The 18,846-nt window shown below is 55.2% G+C and carries 17 protein-coding genes; 4 read left to right on the plus strand and 13 right to left on the minus strand.

Annotation, left to right across the window (positions count from 1 at the left end; all coding sequences use genetic code 11):
• Window positions 1-4 precede the first annotated feature (4 nt).
• The 3 genes from uraD to AC3Y64_RS08635 all read right to left on the minus strand — a co-directional run bounded on the left by uraD (window position 5) and on the right by AC3Y64_RS08635 (window position 1,911).
• Complete coding sequence (gene uraD / locus AC3Y64_RS08625; protein WP_108226900.1) at window positions 5-520, minus strand: 2-oxo-4-hydroxy-4-carboxy-5-ureidoimidazoline decarboxylase; 516 nt, start codon at window positions 518-520, stop codon at window positions 5-7.
• Window positions 517-1,443, minus strand: coding sequence for an allantoinase PuuE (gene puuE / locus AC3Y64_RS08630; RefSeq protein WP_093441662.1), 927 nt, complete (start codon window positions 1,441-1,443; stop codon window positions 517-519). Before puuE ends, uraD begins: the two co-directional genes overlap by 4 nt.
• A gap of 141 nt (window positions 1,444-1,584) precedes the next feature.
• Entirely contained in the window at window positions 1,585-1,911 is a 327-nt protein-coding gene (locus tag AC3Y64_RS08635) for a hypothetical protein (protein WP_489988044.1), read from the minus strand.
• Here AC3Y64_RS08635 and uraH point away from each other — a divergent pair.
• Window positions 1,875-2,228, plus strand: coding sequence for a hydroxyisourate hydrolase (gene uraH, locus AC3Y64_RS08640; RefSeq protein ID WP_008080901.1), 354 nt, complete (start codon window positions 1,875-1,877; stop codon window positions 2,226-2,228). The genes AC3Y64_RS08635 and uraH overlap by 37 nt on opposite strands.
• 131 nt (window positions 2,229-2,359) lie before the next feature.
• On the opposite strand, the gene AC3Y64_RS08645 is transcribed toward uraH, so the two are convergent.
• From AC3Y64_RS08645 to AC3Y64_RS08660, 4 genes are all read right to left on the minus strand, one after another.
• Window positions 2,360-5,335 carry a hypothetical protein gene (locus AC3Y64_RS08645; RefSeq protein WP_489987116.1) on the minus strand — a complete coding sequence of 992 codons (2,976 nt, stop codon included), beginning with the start codon at window positions 5,333-5,335 and terminating at the stop codon, window positions 2,360-2,362.
• A 186-nt stretch (window positions 5,336-5,521) separates the two neighbouring features.
• The gene (locus tag AC3Y64_RS08650; protein ID WP_122594933.1) at window positions 5,522-6,151 is read right to left on the minus strand and encodes a LysE family translocator; all 630 of its coding nucleotides are present in this window, start codon (window positions 6,149-6,151) and stop codon (window positions 5,522-5,524) included.
• 88 nt (window positions 6,152-6,239) lie between these two features.
• Window positions 6,240-7,589, minus strand: a complete 1,350-nt coding sequence (locus AC3Y64_RS08655; RefSeq protein WP_489987117.1) for an NCS2 family permease — start codon at window positions 7,587-7,589, stop codon at window positions 6,240-6,242.
• 299 nt (window positions 7,590-7,888) lie between these two features.
• A complete protein-coding gene (locus AC3Y64_RS08660; protein WP_489987118.1) occupies window positions 7,889-8,335 on the minus strand; it encodes a MarR family winged helix-turn-helix transcriptional regulator in 447 nt (148 codons plus the stop codon).
• Window positions 8,336-8,417: 82 nt separating this feature from the next.
• Here AC3Y64_RS08660 and AC3Y64_RS08665 point away from each other — a divergent pair, with 82 nt between their 5' ends.
• Window positions 8,418-9,584, plus strand: a complete 1,167-nt coding sequence (locus tag AC3Y64_RS08665; RefSeq protein WP_489987119.1) for an aminotransferase-like domain-containing protein — start codon at window positions 8,418-8,420, stop codon at window positions 9,582-9,584.
• Window positions 9,585-9,750: 166 nt separating this feature from the next.
• Here the strand turns inward: AC3Y64_RS08665 and AC3Y64_RS08670 are convergent, their stop codons facing one another.
• The 3 genes from AC3Y64_RS08670 to AC3Y64_RS08680 all read right to left on the minus strand — a co-directional run bounded on the left by AC3Y64_RS08670 (window position 9,751) and on the right by AC3Y64_RS08680 (window position 13,129).
• On the minus strand, window positions 9,751-10,122 hold the full coding sequence (locus AC3Y64_RS08670; RefSeq protein ID WP_397482695.1) for a glutaredoxin family protein: 372 nt from the start codon (window positions 10,120-10,122) through the stop codon (window positions 9,751-9,753).
• A gap of 104 nt (window positions 10,123-10,226) precedes the next feature.
• On the minus strand, window positions 10,227-10,772 hold the full coding sequence (gene folE / locus AC3Y64_RS08675) for a GTP cyclohydrolase I FolE (RefSeq protein ID WP_019826593.1): 546 nt from the start codon (window positions 10,770-10,772) through the stop codon (window positions 10,227-10,229).
• A gap of 902 nt (window positions 10,773-11,674) precedes the next feature.
• Window positions 11,675-13,129 (minus strand): hypothetical protein, encoded by a 1,455-nt coding sequence (locus AC3Y64_RS08680; protein WP_489987120.1) that lies wholly within the window; start codon window positions 13,127-13,129, stop codon window positions 11,675-11,677.
• 656 nt (window positions 13,130-13,785) lie between these two features.
• Between AC3Y64_RS08680 and AC3Y64_RS08685 the strand changes: the two genes are divergently transcribed.
• Complete coding sequence (locus AC3Y64_RS08685; RefSeq protein WP_489987121.1) at window positions 13,786-15,831, plus strand: acyltransferase family protein; 2,046 nt, start codon at window positions 13,786-13,788, stop codon at window positions 15,829-15,831.
• A gap of 142 nt (window positions 15,832-15,973) precedes the next feature.
• On the opposite strand, the gene AC3Y64_RS08690 is transcribed toward AC3Y64_RS08685, so the two are convergent.
• The 3 genes from AC3Y64_RS08690 to AC3Y64_RS08700 all read right to left on the minus strand — a co-directional run bounded on the left by AC3Y64_RS08690 (window position 15,974) and on the right by AC3Y64_RS08700 (window position 17,647).
• Window positions 15,974-16,531, minus strand: coding sequence for a Smr/MutS family protein (locus AC3Y64_RS08690; RefSeq protein WP_158959218.1), 558 nt, complete (start codon window positions 16,529-16,531; stop codon window positions 15,974-15,976).
• A gap of 74 nt (window positions 16,532-16,605) precedes the next feature.
• The gene (locus tag AC3Y64_RS08695) at window positions 16,606-16,926 is read right to left on the minus strand and encodes a hypothetical protein (protein ID WP_007914024.1); all 321 of its coding nucleotides are present in this window, start codon (window positions 16,924-16,926) and stop codon (window positions 16,606-16,608) included.
• Window positions 16,927-17,056: 130 nt separating this feature from the next.
• On the minus strand, window positions 17,057-17,647 hold the full coding sequence (locus AC3Y64_RS08700; RefSeq protein WP_122594927.1) for a cysteine hydrolase family protein: 591 nt from the start codon (window positions 17,645-17,647) through the stop codon (window positions 17,057-17,059).
• Between the two features lie 239 nt (window positions 17,648-17,886).
• Here AC3Y64_RS08700 and prmB point away from each other — a divergent pair, with 239 nt between their 5' ends.
• On the plus strand, window positions 17,887-18,795 hold the full coding sequence (gene prmB / locus AC3Y64_RS08705) for a 50S ribosomal protein L3 N(5)-glutamine methyltransferase (protein WP_158959219.1): 909 nt from the start codon (window positions 17,887-17,889) through the stop codon (window positions 18,793-18,795).
• Window positions 18,796-18,846: the final 51 nt, after the last annotated feature.

The following is an 18,846-nucleotide window of genomic DNA, read 5'->3' on the forward strand; positions in this document are numbered from 1 at the left end:
CTTGCTAAAGAGTCAGTAAACGGAACAGGGCGATCTTGTTGATCTCCGCCAGCGCGCATTTGAACTCGGTGTCTTCCGAATTGTGAATGCGCGTTTCGAACGCCGCGAGGATCTGATGCCGGTTGCTGCCTTTTACCGCCATGATGAAGGGAAACTTGAACTTGGCTTTGTAGGCGTCGTTCAGCTCGGTGAAGCGCTGGAACTCTTCGGCCGTGCATTGGTGAATACCGGCGCCAGCCTGTTCATTGGTGCTGGCTTCGGTCAATTGGCCCTGGACGGCAGCTTTGCCGGCCAGGTCCGGGTGAGCGTTGATCAGTGCCAGTTGACTGGCGTGATCGGCGCTCAACAGGATGTCGCTCATGCGCTGGTGCAGGGTTTCGATCTCGTCGATCGAAGCGTCCGCGCCCAGGTCATAGGCCTTCTCGGCCACCCATGGCGAATGTTCGTAGATGTCGGCGAATGCTTTGACGAAAGCGTCGCGGCTCAGGGTCGACGGTTGCAGGGTTTGAAAGCGGCTCATTTGGCGGCCTCTTGGTACGGGTGGGTTTCGTGCCAGTGACGCGCGATGTCGACGCGACGGCTGAACCACACCTGTTCATGACTTTTGGCGTATTCGATAAAGCGTTTGAGCGAAGCGAGGCGACCCGGACGACCGATCAGGCGGCAGTGCAGACCGATCGAGAGCATCTTCGGCGCTTCGGCACCTTCGGCGTAGAGCACGTCGAACGCGTCTTTGAGGTATTCGAAGAAGTCGTCACCCTTGTTGAAACCCTGCACTTGGGTGAAGCGCATGTCGTTGGTGTCGAGGGTGTACGGGATCACCAGGTGCGGCTTGCCGGTCGGGTTGTTCGGTTCCCAGTAGGGCAGGTCGTCGTCGTAGGTGTCGCAGTCGTAGAGGAAACCACCTTCTTCCATGACCAGACGACGGGTGTTCGGGCCGGTGCGGCCGGTGTACCAGCCCAGTGGACGCTCGCCGGTGATTTCGGTGAGGACGCGGATCGCTTCGAGCATGTGCTCGCGTTCCTGCGCTTCGTCCATGTACTGATAGTCGATCCAGCGATAGCCGTGGCTGCAGATCTCGTGGCCGGCATCGACCATCGCGCGGATCACATCCGGGTGGCGCTGCGCGGCCATGGCGACAGCGAAGATGGTCAGCGGGATGTCGAATTCCTTGAACAGTTTCAGGATCCGCCAGACACCGGCACGGCTGCCATACTCGTAAAGCGATTCCATGCTCATGTTGCGCGCGCCTTGCAGCGGCTGAGCAGCAACCATTTCAGACAGGAAGGCTTCGGATTCTTTGTCGCCGTGCAAAATGTTGCGCTCGCCGCCTTCTTCGTAATTGAGCACGAAGGACAGGGCGATGCGGGCATTGCCCGGCCAGTGTGGGTGAGGAGGGTTACTGCCGTAACCGATCAGGTCGCGTGGGTAGTCAGCGCTCACTGCAGTCTTCCTTCTTATTCGTTGACAGATTTTGTGGCGGCCTGACGGTGAGGTTGCAGGCTGGTGTCACAGCGATGGGCTGATTGTATACAACTTCAATCGCAATTTGTAAGCCTGAATTTTCGCATTTTTCACCGACTGTCATCTTTTACGGGTATTGGCGTCAGCCTGCAAGAAACCTGCCTGACCAGTCAGCAAATGGATTAAAGGTTCACTGATCAGGCGCTTTGCTGGCAGATCGGCAGTAAAGGCCCGGATGGCGGGGGTAACGTAAAAAATGTCGTTTTTATTGTGTACAATTTTTTTGAAAAGTGTCTTAATCAATCGCTCGCCGCAGCTTTTCGTGCTCCGAATCGGTGCGGTCTCCTTTTTATCTGACTTCGGGAGGCGCGAGGTCTGACTGCTTCCACGCAGGCAGGCGCGCAGAATCAATGGGACGTTTGACAACACACGTTTTGGACGCTGCACACGGTTGCCCGGGCAGTTCGATCAAGGTCGAGCTGTACCGCGTTGAAGGTTCGCAACTGGAATTGGTCGCCAGTGCCGTCACCAACAGCGATGGCCGGGTCGATGCACCGCTGCTGCAAGGCGATGATTATCGAACCGGCGTTTATCAGGTTCAGTTCCACGCAGGCGATTACTACCGCGCCCGTGGCGTGCAGTTGCCGGAACCGGCATTTCTGGACGTGGTTGTGCTGCGCTTCGGCATCTCTGCCGAACAGGATCACTACCACGTGCCATTGCTGATTTCGCCGTACAGCTATTCCACGTACCGGGGCAGCTGACCCCCAAGCAGCTGCCCCCACCGGGAAGCGACTGCGCATATAGCTTCTTTGGTCTTTCGCCCGCTCACACTGCGGGCTTTTTTTTCGGTTTTTTTTGGGGATTTTCGCGGTCTGCCGTCGGCTGCGATCACTCAAATCATCGGAATGTCATCGCGGATGATGAAAGCGGTTTCCACTTGTTGGGATTTCCAGCGTTGGATGCCACCCTTGAGCCAGATGACTCTGCCGGCCGCATCCGCCTCCAGCAGCCTTTGCGAAGCAACGGGGCCGATCCTGTCGAGCAATGTGCTTGAGACTGCCGGGTTGGGCCGATCCGGCAGGGGGATGCGGTTACCCTGGATTCGATAAAGGCTGAGGAAAAACACTCGGTCATGGTTGGGATGGGTAAAAACCAGCGCTGGCCAGGCACCCCCTTCGGTCCGGGGCAAGACGTCGTAGCCATTTCTTATGAGTAATCCAGTCATGAAGGTTTTGTGATTCTGGCCGCCGGGATGCAAGAGCAAGTAGTCGAACTCGAGGCGAAAGTAATTGATCTCCATGTCGATGCGGTGCAGTTCGCCCTCGGGCGTATCCAGGGGTAAAACCAGCTTGCGTACCGTGTCACGGGTCGCCGGAGTAATTGGCGTAGTGGCCAGCATCAGCAGTGGATCTACCAGTTCCGGTCGTGGCGCGGCATTGCCCATGCGCCAGTCATTGAAGGTCTGTCGCAGGGTGGTCAGCCCGGCGCCGGTTGTCGTTTCGGAACCGTTGGCGAGGATGAACTGCCTTTTGGCGACATTCTGCAGGGTCGACGTGGACAACACCGGGAACTGCTCGGCAATGTGAGCGACCAGCGACTTTTCAAAAGGCATTCGAGTATCGATCATCCACGCGTTTTGCGGAGGAACACGGATCGCTCCGCGTGGCTGATGTTGCGGCTGCGTGCGCAGCAATGTCTCCAGTTGATCAAAGCTGGAAGCCGGGTAATCCGGGTCATCAAGGTAGACGATCCGGTCGTCAACGGCGCGCGGCAGCAACGTATGACGCACGCCTTCGATGTCAATGGCATGCGGCTGGGCAGCCTCTACCGCGATTTCCCGGTGGGCCGAACTCACCGCCGGGCGGATGTTTGGCTCGACCGGGTTTGGGCCCGTCATTATTTGAGGGGTTTGCGCCGGCCTTGCCGGTGTTGTCGAGGTCGCGGATTCCGGGGGCGAAACCCTGTACATGAAAAAGTCCGCCTGCCGTGTTTCGGTGAGATGAAAACCACCGACAAGCCACATCACACTGCCATTCGCCAGTGCTGAGTTCAGTGCCTGAAACGTTTCGTGGCCCAGATAAGTGCGCATCGTGGACAGCTTGAATCTGTCGGGAAGGTCGTACTGAACAACGCGGGTGGTCGTGTTGCGGATCGTCAGGAAGTAGGTTTGCTCGGCACGTTTGAAGACCAGGGTGCCGCCGGTCTGCTGACTGGCCGGGGGGAAAACTTCGTAACCGCAACGCGCCAGCAGTGTTTGAAACATGTGCCGAACACGCAGATTGGGCTGGCCCTTTTGAAAGATTTTCAGGTCGTCTATGCGTAGGGCGAAGTCAATGCGTTGTGCTGTTGCATGATGATCGACAGCCGGCAGGTGCAGTGTCCGTATGCCCTGCTGGTTCTCGGTGGCGGTAATCGGCAGGAGTTGCAGCGGATCGGTGAATGCGGATCGCGAAGATCCGGCGCTGGCGTGCGGCCCCTCGGTGCCTTTGCCTTGCCACCGGACAAGGATTTCAGACATGTGCAGCAAGCCCGGACTGGTCAGCGTATTCGAAGGATTGGTCTGTTCGAACAGGCTCCGGGCCAGGGTTCTTGCTGTAACCGCCGAAAAGTCCGGAAAGCTGTCAGCGATGGACTGCGTCAAGGTTTTATCGAACAGCGGACCGCTCACCGTCCATTGCGTACCGGGCATTTCGGTGGAGTTGAAAGCTGGGGTGGTCGGGCTCGAAACGGCGCGTACCGGTTGCCGCCAGGGCTGCGCGATCAGCATGCCCTCGAATCCGTCGAATCCGTCGGCAAAGCTGAAAGGGCGAATAATGGCCACCTCTTGTGTGGCGCCGGGCAGTGTTCGGTAGTGCAGATTGCCAATGGGGATGGAGCCGGAGGGGATCGGGCTGGTCTCTCCCCAAGTGCGCCATAGATCACGATTGACGGCAGTCTGGTCCGTACTGGATTGCGCTCTGACCGCGGATTCGCTGGGCTGCTCGATACGTCCGCGTTTGTTCAGCCACGTTTGCGGGGCGGCCTGTTTGCGTTTGTGGGTTGTCCTGGCCTGGGGCTTTACCTGCCAATGCGATGTGCCGGGCACGCGTTCCAGCAGGGGGCCGTTGCTGTTCGGGTGGTTGGCGCTGACAGCCTGAACGTCGCCGTTTTCGCGAAACGCTACCATCACGGAATTGCCGTCCTTGAGCCTGACATATTTTCTGCTCGGTTCGCCGCGCACACTCCAGGAAGTACCCGTGGCGTCGGGTTCGGTCAGGAAACTGGCCTGTAATCGGGAAAGCAACAGTCTTTTCAAGGCCATCACCGGTTGCTGGGAGGAGTCTGGCACCTCCCATCCGGTGTCTGCAGGCGGGCTGGCATCGGAGCGCTTTTTCCACTGCGATTTGCCCTCGACGGGCATTAGCACCAGCAGATCCTGATGGGGGGATTCGCTCGAGAGAACGAACTGGCCGTGAGCGTTGGTCTGAATGCCCGCCACCCCGATCCCGGCGACGTCGGCGTAAAGCGCTTGGTTGGCGTCCATGAACAGCCCCGAATCCGCCAGCGGCGTGCGGTCGCCAGTGTTTTCGGCGCCGACGATCACCAGATCGGCCGGGTAGGGAGGGGTGGCCTGGCCGGCGCCGGTCAGATCGACGACCTCTATCCTTGGCTGATCAGTGACATTGTCGGGTGCCAGGTCGGCAAGGGTCGGCTGACTTGCCCCCTCGCTCGCCGGCTGATGAAGATCCGGACGGACGGGGTGGGAGACGGTGGGCGTTGCGTCGGGAACCAGTCTGGGAGGGGGTGCGTTGCTGAGGTCTGGCGTCAAGCCGCTGGACGACGGCGTGGTCACGGGGATGCCGGGCACCTGCTTAGGGGGTTTGTACACTGTGACTCTCCGATCTTTGATCGCTGCATGAGGGCATGGCGAGCAGGCTCGCCGGGTAGTTGCCCGAAATGCTAGCGACGGATCAGCGGGGGAGAGGCATACATATATATTGCGTTGTTGCAGTGTATTGCGCGGTGGGGCGGGATCGCTGCCACTGCCAGAACCGATGGCAGTGGCAGCTGCGGATCAGTGGCTGCTCAACAGCGAAACACCGCCAGCGGTGCCGAACAGCGCGGCGCTGATGCGGTTGAACCAGCTCTGGCCCTTGCCGCTGCGCAGATAACGCGCAGCACCATGGGCGCCGAGGCCATAGGTCAATTTGCACAGCAGGTCCAGCACGGTCCAGGTCGCAATCATGATCAGCAGCTGGGGCAGGAACGGCTGCTCGGCGCTGAGGAACTGCGGCAGAAACGCGGCGAAAAACAGAATGTCTTTCGGGTTGCTCGCGCCCAGTACGAACGCGCGGCCGAACAGGGCACGGAAGCGTGGTACTGCGGCCGCCTGAGGCACTTCGGCACCGGTCGATGGCTGGCGCGATTGCTGCCAGCTCTGCCAGGCGAGGTAGAACAGGTAAAGGGCGCCGACGATTTTCAACGCGCTGAACAATTGTTCCGAAGCCAGCAGCAAGGCACCCAGCCCCAGGGCCGAGGCACTGAGCAGGCAGATCGAGGCGGTCACGCCACCGAGAAATGCCGGGTACGAACGGCGCAAACCGTAATTCAGACTGTTGCTGATCATCAGCAACGACAGTGGCCCCGGAATCAGGATCACCACCAGTGCAGCGCCGCTGAACAGCAGCCAGGTTTCCAGACTCATCACTTTCCTCCTTTTTGTTGTATTGAAAAATGCACAAAAGCCCCACCCGTGAGGGTGAGGCTGTTTTGAAGCCGGAACCGCGTGTCGCTTACAAGAAGATGAACTTGGCGATGAAGATCGCGCAGAGCACCCACAGGCTGACGGAAATCTCTTTGTACTTGCCAGTGCCGGCCTTCAACGCCACGTAAGTGATGAAGCCCAGCGCGATGCCGTCGGCGACCGAGAAGGTCAGCGGCATCATGATGGCGGTGACGATGGCCGGGATCGCATCAGTGGCTTCGTCCCATTCGATGTGGGCCATGCCGCCCATCATCAACATCGCAACGTAGATCAGTGCACCGGCGGTGGCGTAAGCCGGAATCATGCCGGCCAGCGGTGCGAAAAACATTGCCGCTATAAATAGCACACCTACGGTCACTGCGGTAAGACCAGTCCGACCACCAGCGGCCACGCCGGCAGCACTTTCTACATAACTTGTGACTGGCGGAACACCGACCACGGCGCCAAAGACACTGGATGCGCTGTCGGCTTTCATTGCGCGGGAAAGGTTTTCGATACGGCCGTCAGCGTTGACCAGATTGGCGCGCTGGGCAACGCCCATCAAGGTGCCGGCGGTGTCGAACATGTGCACAAAGAGGAAAGCCAGGACCACGCTGATCATGCTGACGTTGAACACGCCGGCAACGTTCATCGCCATGAAGGTCGGGGCCAGGCTCGGCGGCGTCGACATGATCCCTTCGTAATGCACGATGCCCAGGCCCCAACCGGCCAGGGTCACGGTGATGATGCTGATGAGGATCGCGCCGAATACGCGGTGGTAGCTGAGGATCGCAATCATCAGGAAGCAGATGGCGGCGAGCAGTGGGCCGGGTTCACGCAGCGAGCCGAGTTTGATCAGCGTCGCCGGGCTGTCGACAACGATGCCGGCGGTTTTCAGACCGATCAGGCCGAGGAACAAGCCAACACCGGCACCCATCGCGTAGCGCAGACTGACCGGAATACTGTTGAGCAGCCACTCACGAATGCGCGAGAAGGTCAGGATCATGAACAGCACACCGGAGACAAACACCGCACCGAGCGCGGTTTCCCAGTTGTAGCCCATGGTGCCAACCACGGTGTAGGTGAAGAACGCGTTGAGGCCCATGCCCGGTGCCAGACCCACCGGCCAGTTGGCGTACAGGCCCATCAACAGGCAGCCCAGCGCGGCGGCGATACAGGTGGCGACGAAGGCTGCACCATGGTCAATCCCGGCATCGGCCATGATGTTCGGGTTAACGAAGATGATGTAAGCCATGGTGATGAAGGTTGTCAGACCGGCAATCAGCTCGGTCTTCACCGTGGTGCCATGCAAGCTGAGTTTAAACAAGCGCTCCAGCAGGCCAGTGCGTAATGGCGGCGAGAGATCCAGCGTCGATGCTTCGGATTTGCGGCTTTCCACAGCGAGTACTCCTCAAGAGTTTTATTGTTATTTCCAGGGCCGGACCCATGAGGGGTGGCAGCGGCCCTTTGAGGCACTTGCGAATTTGTTGACCATGCGGTCAGGAACTCGCACGCTGTGGATTATGCTTTTGTGTACAAATAAAGCAAATATTGTTTTTGTTTTTGTTTACGAAAGTTCCGTCGTTAGTGATATATCGCCCTTCGGGGCCCCATCGCTGGCAAGCCAGCTCCCACAATGATCTGTGGCGTACACAAAAACTGTGGGAGCCAGCCCTGCTGGCGATAGGGCCAGAACAGTCAATCGAGAACTGCCTGACTGTTCCCCAACGCCATATTCACCGCCAACCACCCATTCACCGCCGCCTCACCCGCCTCGGCAAACACCCGCTCGAGCAATTTCACCTGCTCACGCCGCAACGCCTGCTCGAACTTCGCGCCTTCCGCTGTCAACTCCAGCAACCGCTTACGCTTGTCAGCCTCCGACGCCACGCTGTCGACCAGATGCATTTCCTGCAACTGCCGCAACGGCATGTTCAACGCCTGCTTGCTCACTCCGAGCAATCCGAGCAATTCCTTCACACTCAAATTCGGATACCGCGCGATGAAAAACACAATGCGCTGATGCACCCGCGAGAGGCCGCGGCGTTCGAGCATTTCGTCAGCCTTGGCGGTGAACGCCTGATAGCCGAAGAAAAACGCTTCCATCGCTTGTTGTTGGCTGGATGGGTTTTTAAGGTCAAGCATGTTGACGTACTCGCTCAAGCTGTCGTAATTTCAGTCAACCAGTTTGACTCATTTTTCATACGCCTCGCTACCGGTGACCTCCATGGCTTTTTCCGAACGTGTCTCGCGCCTTAAAAGTTCTCTGATCCGTGAAATCCTCGCTGCTGCCCAGCGTCCAGAGGTGATGTCGTTCGCCGGCGGCTTGCCCGCCGAAGCCATGCTGCCGAAAGTCGAGTGGGCAGATATGCCGCTGTCGCTCGGTCAATACGGCATGAGTGAAGGCGAACCGGCATTGCGCGAAGCGTTGGCGGCGGAGGCGAGGGCGCTTGGCCTGGACTGTCAGGCGAGTCAGGTACTGGTGGTCAGCGGCTCCCAGCAAACCCTCGACCTGGCGGCCAAGCTGTACATCGACAAAGGCACGGAAATCCTGCTTGAAGCGCCGACCTATCTCGCCGCCCTGCAAATCTTCCAGCTGTTTGGCGCCGATTGCCTGACCGTAGCGCAAGAGTCCGATGGCCCGAACCTGGCGCACTTGCGCAGTCGTCTGGAACAGCATCGCCCGGCGTTCATCTACCTGATCCCGACATTCCAGAACCCGTCAGCCGTGCGCTACAGCGAAGCCAAGCGCGCAGCGGTTGCAGCCTTGCTCGACGAGTTTGGCGTGACCCTGATCGAAGACGAGCCTTACCGCGAACTGACTTTCGATGGCGGCAGCGCCAAACCGATTGCTGGGCGCCTGAAGAAATCCAGCTGGATCTACACCGGCACCGTGTCGAAAACCCTGCTGCCGGGTTTGCGCGTCGGCTACCTGATAGCCAGCCCAGACCTGTTTCCCCATCTGCTCAAACTCAAGCAATCAGCGGACTTGCACACCAACCGCATCGGTCAGTGGCAGGCGCTGCAATGGATCGGTACGGAGAAATATCAGCAGCATTTGAGTGAGTTACGTGGATTTTATCGGCAGCGGCGCGATGCGTTTCAGGCGGCGCTGGAAACGCATTTTGCTGATCTGGCGGATTGGGACATGCCTCAGGGCGGGCTGTTTTTCTGGCTGACGCTGAAGCAACCGTTGGACACGCGAACCTTGCTCAACGAGGCGTTGGCCAATGACGTGGCGTTCATGCCGGGCGAGCCGTTCTTTCCAGAGCCAGATAACCATCATGGGCATTTGCGCCTTAACTTCAGCCACATCGATCCGGCGCGACTGGATGAAGGGCTCAAGCGATTGGCGGCGGTGGTGCGGCAGGCGCAAGTGGATAAAGCGGCGTGAAAACAAAAAAACCGGCTTATGGGCCGGTTTATTTTTGTCTGGAATTTGCTGTGTCTGTGCGGGCCTCATCGCTGGCAAGCCAGCTCCCACAGTGATCTGAGGCGTTCACAAAACCTGTGGGAGCTGGCTTGCCAGCGATGAGGCCACCAGCATCACCACATAAATATCAGACTGCAGCAAAGCGCTTATCCAGGTAATCAATAATCACCTTGGACTCATACATCCAGGTCGTCTGCCCATTCTCTTCAATGCGCAGGCAAGGCACCTTGATCCGGCCGCCCTGTTCCAGCAACGCCTGACGATCCTGCTCGTTGTTCTTCGCATCCTTCAATGCCACCGGCACGTTCAAGCGACGCAAAGTACGGCGGGTTTTCACGCAGAACGGGCAGGCGTGGAACTGATACAAAGTCAGATCCTTCGCCGCCGCATCAACCTGAGCCTGAACAGCGGCGGGGCGTTTTTTCTTGCCCGGGCGGGTGATGAAGTCGATGAAGATAACCAGTTGGCCGAGGCCGACACGAAGCGCTTTGACGAACACGTTGAAAGCCTCACGGTGCAGATTGAGAAAGGCGCGCAGCTTACCCGATTTTTCACGGACGAAAAAAAACCGGCGATGAATGCCGGTTTTCTTCGTGCTGCAAATTACTTGATCAGGCTGAGAAACTCGCTGCGGGTCGCGGCGTTTTCACGGAACTCACCGAGCATCACCGAGGTGATCATCGACGAATTCTGCTTCTCGACACCGCGCATCATCATGCACATGTGCTTGGCCTCGATCACCACGGCCACGCCCAGCGCGCCGGTCACTTGCATCACGGCATCGGCGATCTGGCGGCTGAGGTTTTCCTGAATCTGCAGACGGCGGGCGTACATGTCGACGATCCGCGCGACCTTCGACAGGCCCAGCACTTTGCCGCTCGGGATGTACGCAACGTGCGCCTTGCCGATGAACGGCAGCAGGTGGTGTTCGCACAACGAGTACAACTCGATGTCCTTGACCAGCACCATTTCGCTGTTGTCGGAGCTGAACAGGGCACCGTTGGTGACCTCTTCGAGCGTCTGTTCATAACCGCGGCAGAGGTACTGCATGGCTTTGGCGGCACGCTTTGGCGTGTCGAGCAGGCCCTCGCGGGAGACGTCCTCGCCCAGTTGGCCGAGAATCGCGGTGTAATTCTGTTCCAGTGTCACAGAGCTTTATTCCGTATGGGTTCTAGAGGAGGGACGGTTCCTGTCAGTACCAATCAGGATTTGGTCAAGCGCCCCGGCTTCGCTTCAGTCATGAATGTGATTGATCCAACGGGCATAAGTCGAAGCGGCATTTGCACGCTACGGCCAAACTGATTCGGGATGAAATCGAGGTTCATGCATGTCATGGGGCTTATGGTAGCGTAAGTATGCACGTAGTTGTATTGCCAGCTGGCCCTGATATTGAGTGCAGCAGGGGCCGCTTGGCTGCTGTTGCCAGTCATTCTTGCGTGTTAGACAAACTCAAAAATCTTGATTGGCAGCCCAAACACGGTAATCACTCAGCGCTTAAAGGTGGGGTCATTGGAGATTTGCGCCTCAATGACCACGATCGGCTTGTCGGAGAAGCGTGTCGTCATGCACCTGACTGGAGCGGCGCAAGCCAGGGGCGGACATCCGTGTGAGGTTCCCGCGACCCCTTGTGGAAAAGGTGGCTGTTGCTCATGGGGGGCACTAGGTCTGCCAGGGGCGCATTGCGTTGCGCCCTCGGTCGAAATTGCAATCCCTGCGGAGCTTTAGCCGATTCGTGAGTGTCACCTTTCAGGGCAGGGAGACGCACCAGGATACCGACGGCAGAGTATTCGAAGCGATGAATTCTGACGAAGCTAAGCCCCTGAATAAAGGTTGGCCTTGTCTAGTACTGTGCCACGTTCCGCTGACAATCATTGAGGCAGCCCTCTTGAGAGTCTGGGAAATCTTACGACGGGATTGCGGCTCTCGGTAAAAGGACCGCGCTCGCGAGCGTGCCCCCGGCTCGTTGTTCAGTTCCCACGATTTTCCTTTAACGGAATCAGCCAACTGATGTGACCGGCGCTTCAATTGAATATAGAGGCTAAAGAAATACGTTATTCAAAATATTCCTTTTTGATAGCTGAATTCGGATGTTGCACTGACTCTCTAGCGCTGTTATAAAAAGACAAGACTAATGTCAGATATATTACTACAGCGAGCAATGCTTCCTTAGCGCTAAATTCATTCTTCAGATTTTTTGAGAAACCGTAAGAAATAGCGCAATAGCCTATCAAGTGAAGTGGTAGGAAAAATCTGGTTTCTATCGCGCCTGGTGTGATCGCCAAAACAGGCAGCAACAATAAAACGAGCCAAGTGACTTTTGACAGTATTTGACGCCAAGGATTTCGGCCCATTTCAGATCTGGCAACCACGAGTACTAAGAAAAATGCACCTAGTACAGACACTGACAAGCTCGTAAAAGAACGGAAATTTCTATCCTTTGATGATGTTGATGTGTACGGGTCCGGATCTCTGACATCCATACCATTAATGAAATGCTTGGTATAAATTCGCAAAAACGAAAGCGGGTGATTGACGATGGCAGTAAGGATTTTTGGAACAGTAATAACGCCTTCGCCAAGATTTGCATTTTCAAATAAACGCTCGCCCAAAGGGTCTATGTAATAAATCGGATATATACCCCCGGTTTCTGAGTTGTATCCAGTCTCATACCTTTGTATGGTAACTCCCCACTTTAACTGATTGGCGTACAGCGAAGTATTTTTGTGATCCGTTATGACAAATGGTGACGGCGAGTTCAGGTGTTTAAAGTTGATTATTATCTGTGGCAACGAAGCAAAAGTCGCTCCGGCAATAAAAGAAGCTGTTAGCAGAAGTTTTTCGATGTGACTGTTTTTCTTCAGTAATAATGCCGGGATGATTGGGATTAAAATTAGTAATGGGAACAAATATATTGTTCTAATGTTGTAGGCGCCATAAGCGGTGATGCCTGCTAAAAACAAAAATAGAAACGATGAGGCCAGGTTTTTCTGTTTAGACGCTCTTAAGGCTAGGTAGAGGCTTGCCACGATCATGCATAGCGCCGGGAGATCACTTAACGGATAGGCCATTAGACCTGGAAAAAATATCGCAACGAGAAGTGGTGGAAGTATTCGGCGGGAGATCGAGAGTTTCCCTCCGATAAGTCGTGTGAATACATAGGGTAACAATGTGGAAAAAATGTAGGAGAACAGTAGCGCTTGTACTACATAAAATCCAATGTAGCCGGATGAGGGCCACGAATTCGCTATAAATCTTGGAAGGGCGAGCACGAGAGGATAAAAATATCCTCGCATGGTTTTTGGAAAATCCAAGTCTAGAATGAAAGAGCTGTAATACCAGTAGGCGTTAGCATCGCCAACGAATTTAATAGCGCCTATGCAGAATTGGGTGGTGAAAATAATAAGTAAAGTCAAAAAAAATGCAGAAAGCTTTTCATGATGCTCAAAGGCTTTAAGCATGGTTTTGATTTTAGAAGTATGTGGTTTCTTGTAACTGCCAGTGTCCATTCTTAATTTCCGGATGTTTTAATTTTAAACTCTGTAACGTGCTCGAGCTTTTAGGTGTTGGGCATGTGCTGGTAAATTCTACAGCATAAATTTCGGATTTATCGACCTACCATAAGTTTTGCCTGGAGCTTTTCTTTCTGAGGGAGGACGAATCGTCGCTTAGCAGTGCATGAAATGTTTCTCTCCGTACGCTGGATCCGATGCAGGTGGCCAAAAACTGGCCTGAGAGAAGAGTTGGTGGTTTGTCCTCAATTTTGTCAAAATAGATCAGTGCATCCAGAGAAAGCCGCTCGGGGAGCTGAATGTCCGCAGGTCTGTGCTCGAAACCGAGCGCGCTCAGTGGGTGGAGGAACAGCACTATGAATTTTGCTCGTGCAAGCCGCTCCTGTGATCATATTTCGCCGCAGATGCGAGGTGATCGATGGACAGGTGTCTAATAATCGGCCGACTATCAAAAGCAAAGTGAAGCTCGCGGGTGTTGGAAGTTAGTGCTTCAAGCGTCTGCAATCATGTGCAGGGCGGTTGGGCGCCGTTTGGAATCGGTTATCTTGAATTTTATTGGAATTTATTTCGTTCGGAAAGTACAATTCGCCAATTTTTCAGCCTTCGTTTTACAGCGCGATGTGCTGCAAATTATTTGACAAGGAAATAATTTAATGGGTTTTAGTGCTGCGCAAAATTTGAGTTCAAAGGAGGCTTTGTCGGAGAGGGAGAATAATCTTTATGTTCGACCTTTAAGTTATCGTCCCGATATCGATGGGCTGCGAGCGCTCGCAATTCTTGCTGTAGTTATATATCACGCGTTCCCGACCGTGCTCACGGGTGGGTTTGTAGGTGTAGATATATTTTTTGTGATTTCCGGGTATCTGATATCCAATATTATATTCAAGGGTGTATCGACAAATAGCTTCAGTGTCTATAATTTCTACGTGCGGCGTGTGAGGCGTATATTCCCAGCGCTCCTGATAGTTCTGCTTTCGTCGTTTATCGCAGCCTGGGTGATCATGATGGGGGCAGAGTTTAAAGTTCTCTGCAAGCATATGATCGCTGGTTTAAGTTTTGTTCAGAATTTCATCATGTATTCCGAGTCGGGTTATTTTGACGCAACCGTTGAAACTAAACCTCTCATGCATTTGTGGTCATTGGGCGTCGAAGAGCAATTCTATCTCTTTTTCCCAATTTCTATAATCGTTCTTTCCAAAGTCGCATCTAGGTTGGCGTATGCAATAGCGGTAACATTCATTGGCCTATGTTCATTTGGATTCGGCTTGCTTTATATCTCCGACACACCAGCGGGCGTTTTTTTTCTACCTCAATACCGGGTTTGGGAGTTGCTGTTTGGTAGCTTGTTAGCTTACAATGCGGTGTTCGGATCGCCCCATTCGTGTAAAATCCGATCTCGGGTTCTTCGTAATGCGGCCTCATTTGTGGGTATAACCTTCGTCGTTACAGCAGTATCTATTATTGATAAAAATAAACAATTTCCTGGTTATTGGGCGCTGCTTCCTGTCATAGGCTCAGCACTATTAGTATTTTCAGGGCCTGACGCTTGGATTAATAAAAAAGTATTGTCGTCACGCTTCTTGGTCTTTATTGGCTTGATCAGCTATCCGCTCTACTTGTGGCATTGGCCGATATTCTCTTTTACTTACATTTTTTTCTCAGGCACACCCGACTTCCCACTGCGCAGTGCTTTGGTAGTTTTATCTGTAGTTCTCGCATGGTTGACCTATAGGTTTGTCGAAATACCTATGCGCCAAAAAATATCCGGTCGCACAGCGTTCAGACTTCTGATCTGCGGGGCTCTGGTGTTTATAAGTATTGGTGCGACGACCATTTCTAAAAATGGGTTTCCATCTCGTCAGGACGAAAGAGAGCAGTTCGCGGAGTACTTTGCTAATGTAAAACCTGATTGGCAATATTTTATGAAGCAGGACATTCCTGGTAAGTTCAGGTACGATTGTGACTGGTACAATATGGATGCTTTTCTCAAAGGTGCAGCCACAAATATTCCAGTTTCCAATATTGCAGAAAAATGTTTCAAGTCAAACAAATCCAAGAAGCTTGTTTTTTGGGGGGATTCACACGCGCAACAATATATTTACGGAGTGACACACGAGTTACCTAAAGATATTGGGGTTCTCAGTGTGGCTACTTCCGGTTGTTTGCCTAACCTTCCGGAAATCGACGCTTCAACTACTGAATATTGCAAAAAATCCAATAAATTTGCGATTCAGACGATAAAGGATCAAAGGCCTGATGTGGTAATTATAGGTCAGGTGCTCTGGCACGATGTCTCCGCCAGTCTCCCTCAACTCGCGACTGCATTGACCTCCTACGGCGTCAAGCATGTAATTGTTATGGGCCCAGTCCCGTTGTGGGACGGGAGGCTTAATCAGATCATATTACAGAGACATTGGGAGTCCACGCCGACTTACTTAAAAGATGGCGTCGTCCAGCATGTTCTTGATTCCGAAGCTGTGCTCAAAAGCAAGTATGGCGATGGGCAGGGTGGATTTCAGTATGTTTCGATGATTGACCAGTTGTGTACTGATAAAGGATGCAGAACTTATTTAGGTTCTGATCGAAAAACTGGAATGACTACGTTTGATAATAGCCATCTATCTCCCGTTGCTTCTATTTATGCTGCGCAGACGACGTTGGTTCCGTTGATAATGAAAGATATCGCAGAAGATAAATAGTTAGTACTTTTTTAGCCGGGCCCGCAGATATGCGGGCTTTTTACTATTGCCTTGGCTTTCTAGAACCGGGGTATGATTCTGTTCTAGATCTATCGAACTATCTGTGGAAGTTTTCGCAACCCGCAAATTTGGTGTAACGCGATTATTCGTCGCGGCCTTCCATCATGGTGCGTTTGAGCATCACGTAAACCGCGCCGGCACCGCCGTGTTTGGCCTGGCACGAGCAGAAACCGAGTACCTGCGCATGCTGACGCAACCAGGTGTTGACGTGGCTTTTGATCATCGGCCGTTTGCCGTCCAGACGCACGGCCTTGCCGTGGGTGACGCGCACGCAGCGGATTTCGAATTTGGTCGCCTCAGCGAGAAACGCCCAAAGGGTTTCGCGGGCCTTCTCGACACTCATGCCGTGCAGGTCGAGGCTGCCTTCGAACGGAATCTGGCCGACCTTGAGCTTGCGCATCTGACTTTCCTGCACGCCGTCACGCGACCACATCAACTCGTCTTCCGGGCCGACGTCGATCACGAACTGATCGGACAGACCGTCAACGGTGGTGGCATTTGTGCGCACGGTGGCGGACTGGCGCAGCTTGGCGATCTGTGCGCGGTCAGCCTTGGGTTTGCCGGTGTCGGCGCGGTCGTGCTTGATCGGCTTGACGCCTTGGATCGCACTTTTGAACAGGGAAAAATCGTCGTCTTGCATGTCAGCCTCCGCGAAGGGCGGCCAGTTTACCCAAGTCGAAACAAAACGGCCCGGCAAAAAGCCAGGCCGGTGATTCAGTCGTGTTTTTTCATCAAGTGCGGGGACATGTTCAGTTCCCGCGATTGCCGTGCGCGACGGCGGCAGCGGCGCCACAGGGCGACACCGAAATACAGAAACAGCAAACCGACCGCCAGAATGATCGCCGAGCCCATCGGCGTGGCGTTCAAGTCACCGAGCGCTGGTGGGCGCCCGAGCAGACTGGCCGCCCCGGCCATCGCCAGCAGCACACCGAACGTCGCCAGAATGGCGGCGATCGCTGCGCCGAATCGAAAACGCCAGTTGCTTTGGCCTTTGGGCCGCAAGCGGCGTGCGTCAAATCCATCGGATAACTTCATTCCGACCTTCCTCAATGGGTATCGGCCCTTCGACCGGGAGTTGACCGGGTTGTTCCTGAGGCTATGGCATTTGCGGCAAATGAGAGGACTTTGCGGATGAGCGGCGCGCTGAGCCGCTCATCAGAGCGGATCAGATCAGGTCTTGCGTCAACGCTAGGGTGGCGAAGTTGTCGGCCATGATCGCCATTTCGGCTTCCTGCACGACTTCGGCGCTGAGGACGCGGCCCTTGAACGGCAAGTCGCGGGTGGCGCAGGCGTCTTCCACCAGAGTGCAACGGAAACCGAGGTTCTTCGCCGCGCGCACCGTGGTGCTGACGCTGGAGTGGCTCATGAAACCGCAAACGATCAAATCCAGCGAGCCAAGGTTTTGCAGACGATCGAGCAACTCGGTGCCATGAAACGCACTCGGCAGCAGTTTGCCGATGATGGTTTCGTCACCCTGCGGCTCCAGGCCGGGGATGAATTCGCCGCGTTCGCCCTGCGGGTCGAACAGGCCACCGACGGTGCCGAGATGACGCACGTGCACGATCGGCCGACCGGCTGCACGGGCTGCGGCAACCACTTGTTTGATGTTCGCGACGGCCGCGTCCATGCCGCTCAGGGCCAGCGGGCCACTGAGATATTCTTTCTGGGCATCGATGATGACCACGGTGGCATGGCTCAGTGTGGCCGCTGCGTAACCGCGACCGCTGAGTTGAAACATCGTTTTTGGAACGGACATTCTGGGGCTCCTTGGGGTGGGGCTTTTGCGACATTGTCCTCTGGCTGAGCGGTTCTGTGAATCGCTACCATCGTAGGCACCGTCGTTACTGGCCTGCAGCCTTGTCAAGTTACACGTTCTGTTCAATGGCTGGGGCAAAAAACAGAAAACTCCTACCGTCGCCCGGATAATTTTCCTGCGTCGTCGTCACGCGTTTTGGCTGGTAGAATCGCCAGTCGTTTTTTCAGGAGTTCTGCCCCGTGATCACTTCCCGACTTCGTACCCTGCGCGACCACATCCGTTGGGCCGTCAGCCGCTTCCATGGGGAGGATCTGTTTTTCGGCCATGGCACCGACAATGCCTGGGATGAAGCGCGGCAACTCGTACTCGGTGCCTTGCACCTGCCATGGGAAATCGCCGACAGCTATCTCGATTGCGCGCTGGAAGACGACGAACTGGTCAATCTGCAGCGCCTGCTCAAGCGCCGTATCGAAGAACGCATTCCTACCGCTTACCTGTTGGGCGAGGCGTGGTTCTGCGGCATGTCGTTCATCGTCGATGATCGGGTGTTGATCCCGCGTTCGCCGATTGGTGAACTGATCGAAAACCACTTCGCACCGTGGATCGGCACCGAACCTGCGCGCATTCTCGACCTCTGCACCGGTTCCGGTTGCATCGGTATTGCCTGCGCCTACGAGTTCGAGAACGCTGAAGTGGTGCTGGCCGACTTGTCGTTCGAAGCGCTGGAAGTGGCCAACCAGAACATCGAGCGCCATGGCGTCGATGAGCGTGTATACACCGTGCAGGGCGATGGTTTCGATGGCTTGCCGGGTCAGCGTTTCGACCTGATCGTGTCGAACCCGCCCTACGTGGATGCGGAAGATTTCGCTGACATGCCGGACGAATATCAGCACGAACCCGAGCTGGGTCTGGCCTGTGGCGATGATGGTTTGAACCTGGTGCGACGCATGCTCGCCGAAGCGGCGGATCATCTGACCGAGAAGGGCTTGCTGATTGTCGAAGTAGGCAACAGCCAGGTGCACGTTGAAGCGCTGTACCCGGAAGTCGATTTCGCCTGGCTCGACTTCGAGCGTGGCGGGCATGGCGTGTTCATGCTGACGGCGGAGCAGTGCCGCGATCATCAGGCCTTGTTCGCTTCCCGCGTCTGACCCTTAAAAGCATCGCGGGCAAGCCCGCTCCCACAAGTTCTGTGTGTGCCG

The sequence above is a fragment of the Pseudomonas sp. 4CAES_32.4 genome (genome assembly GCF_058136335.1).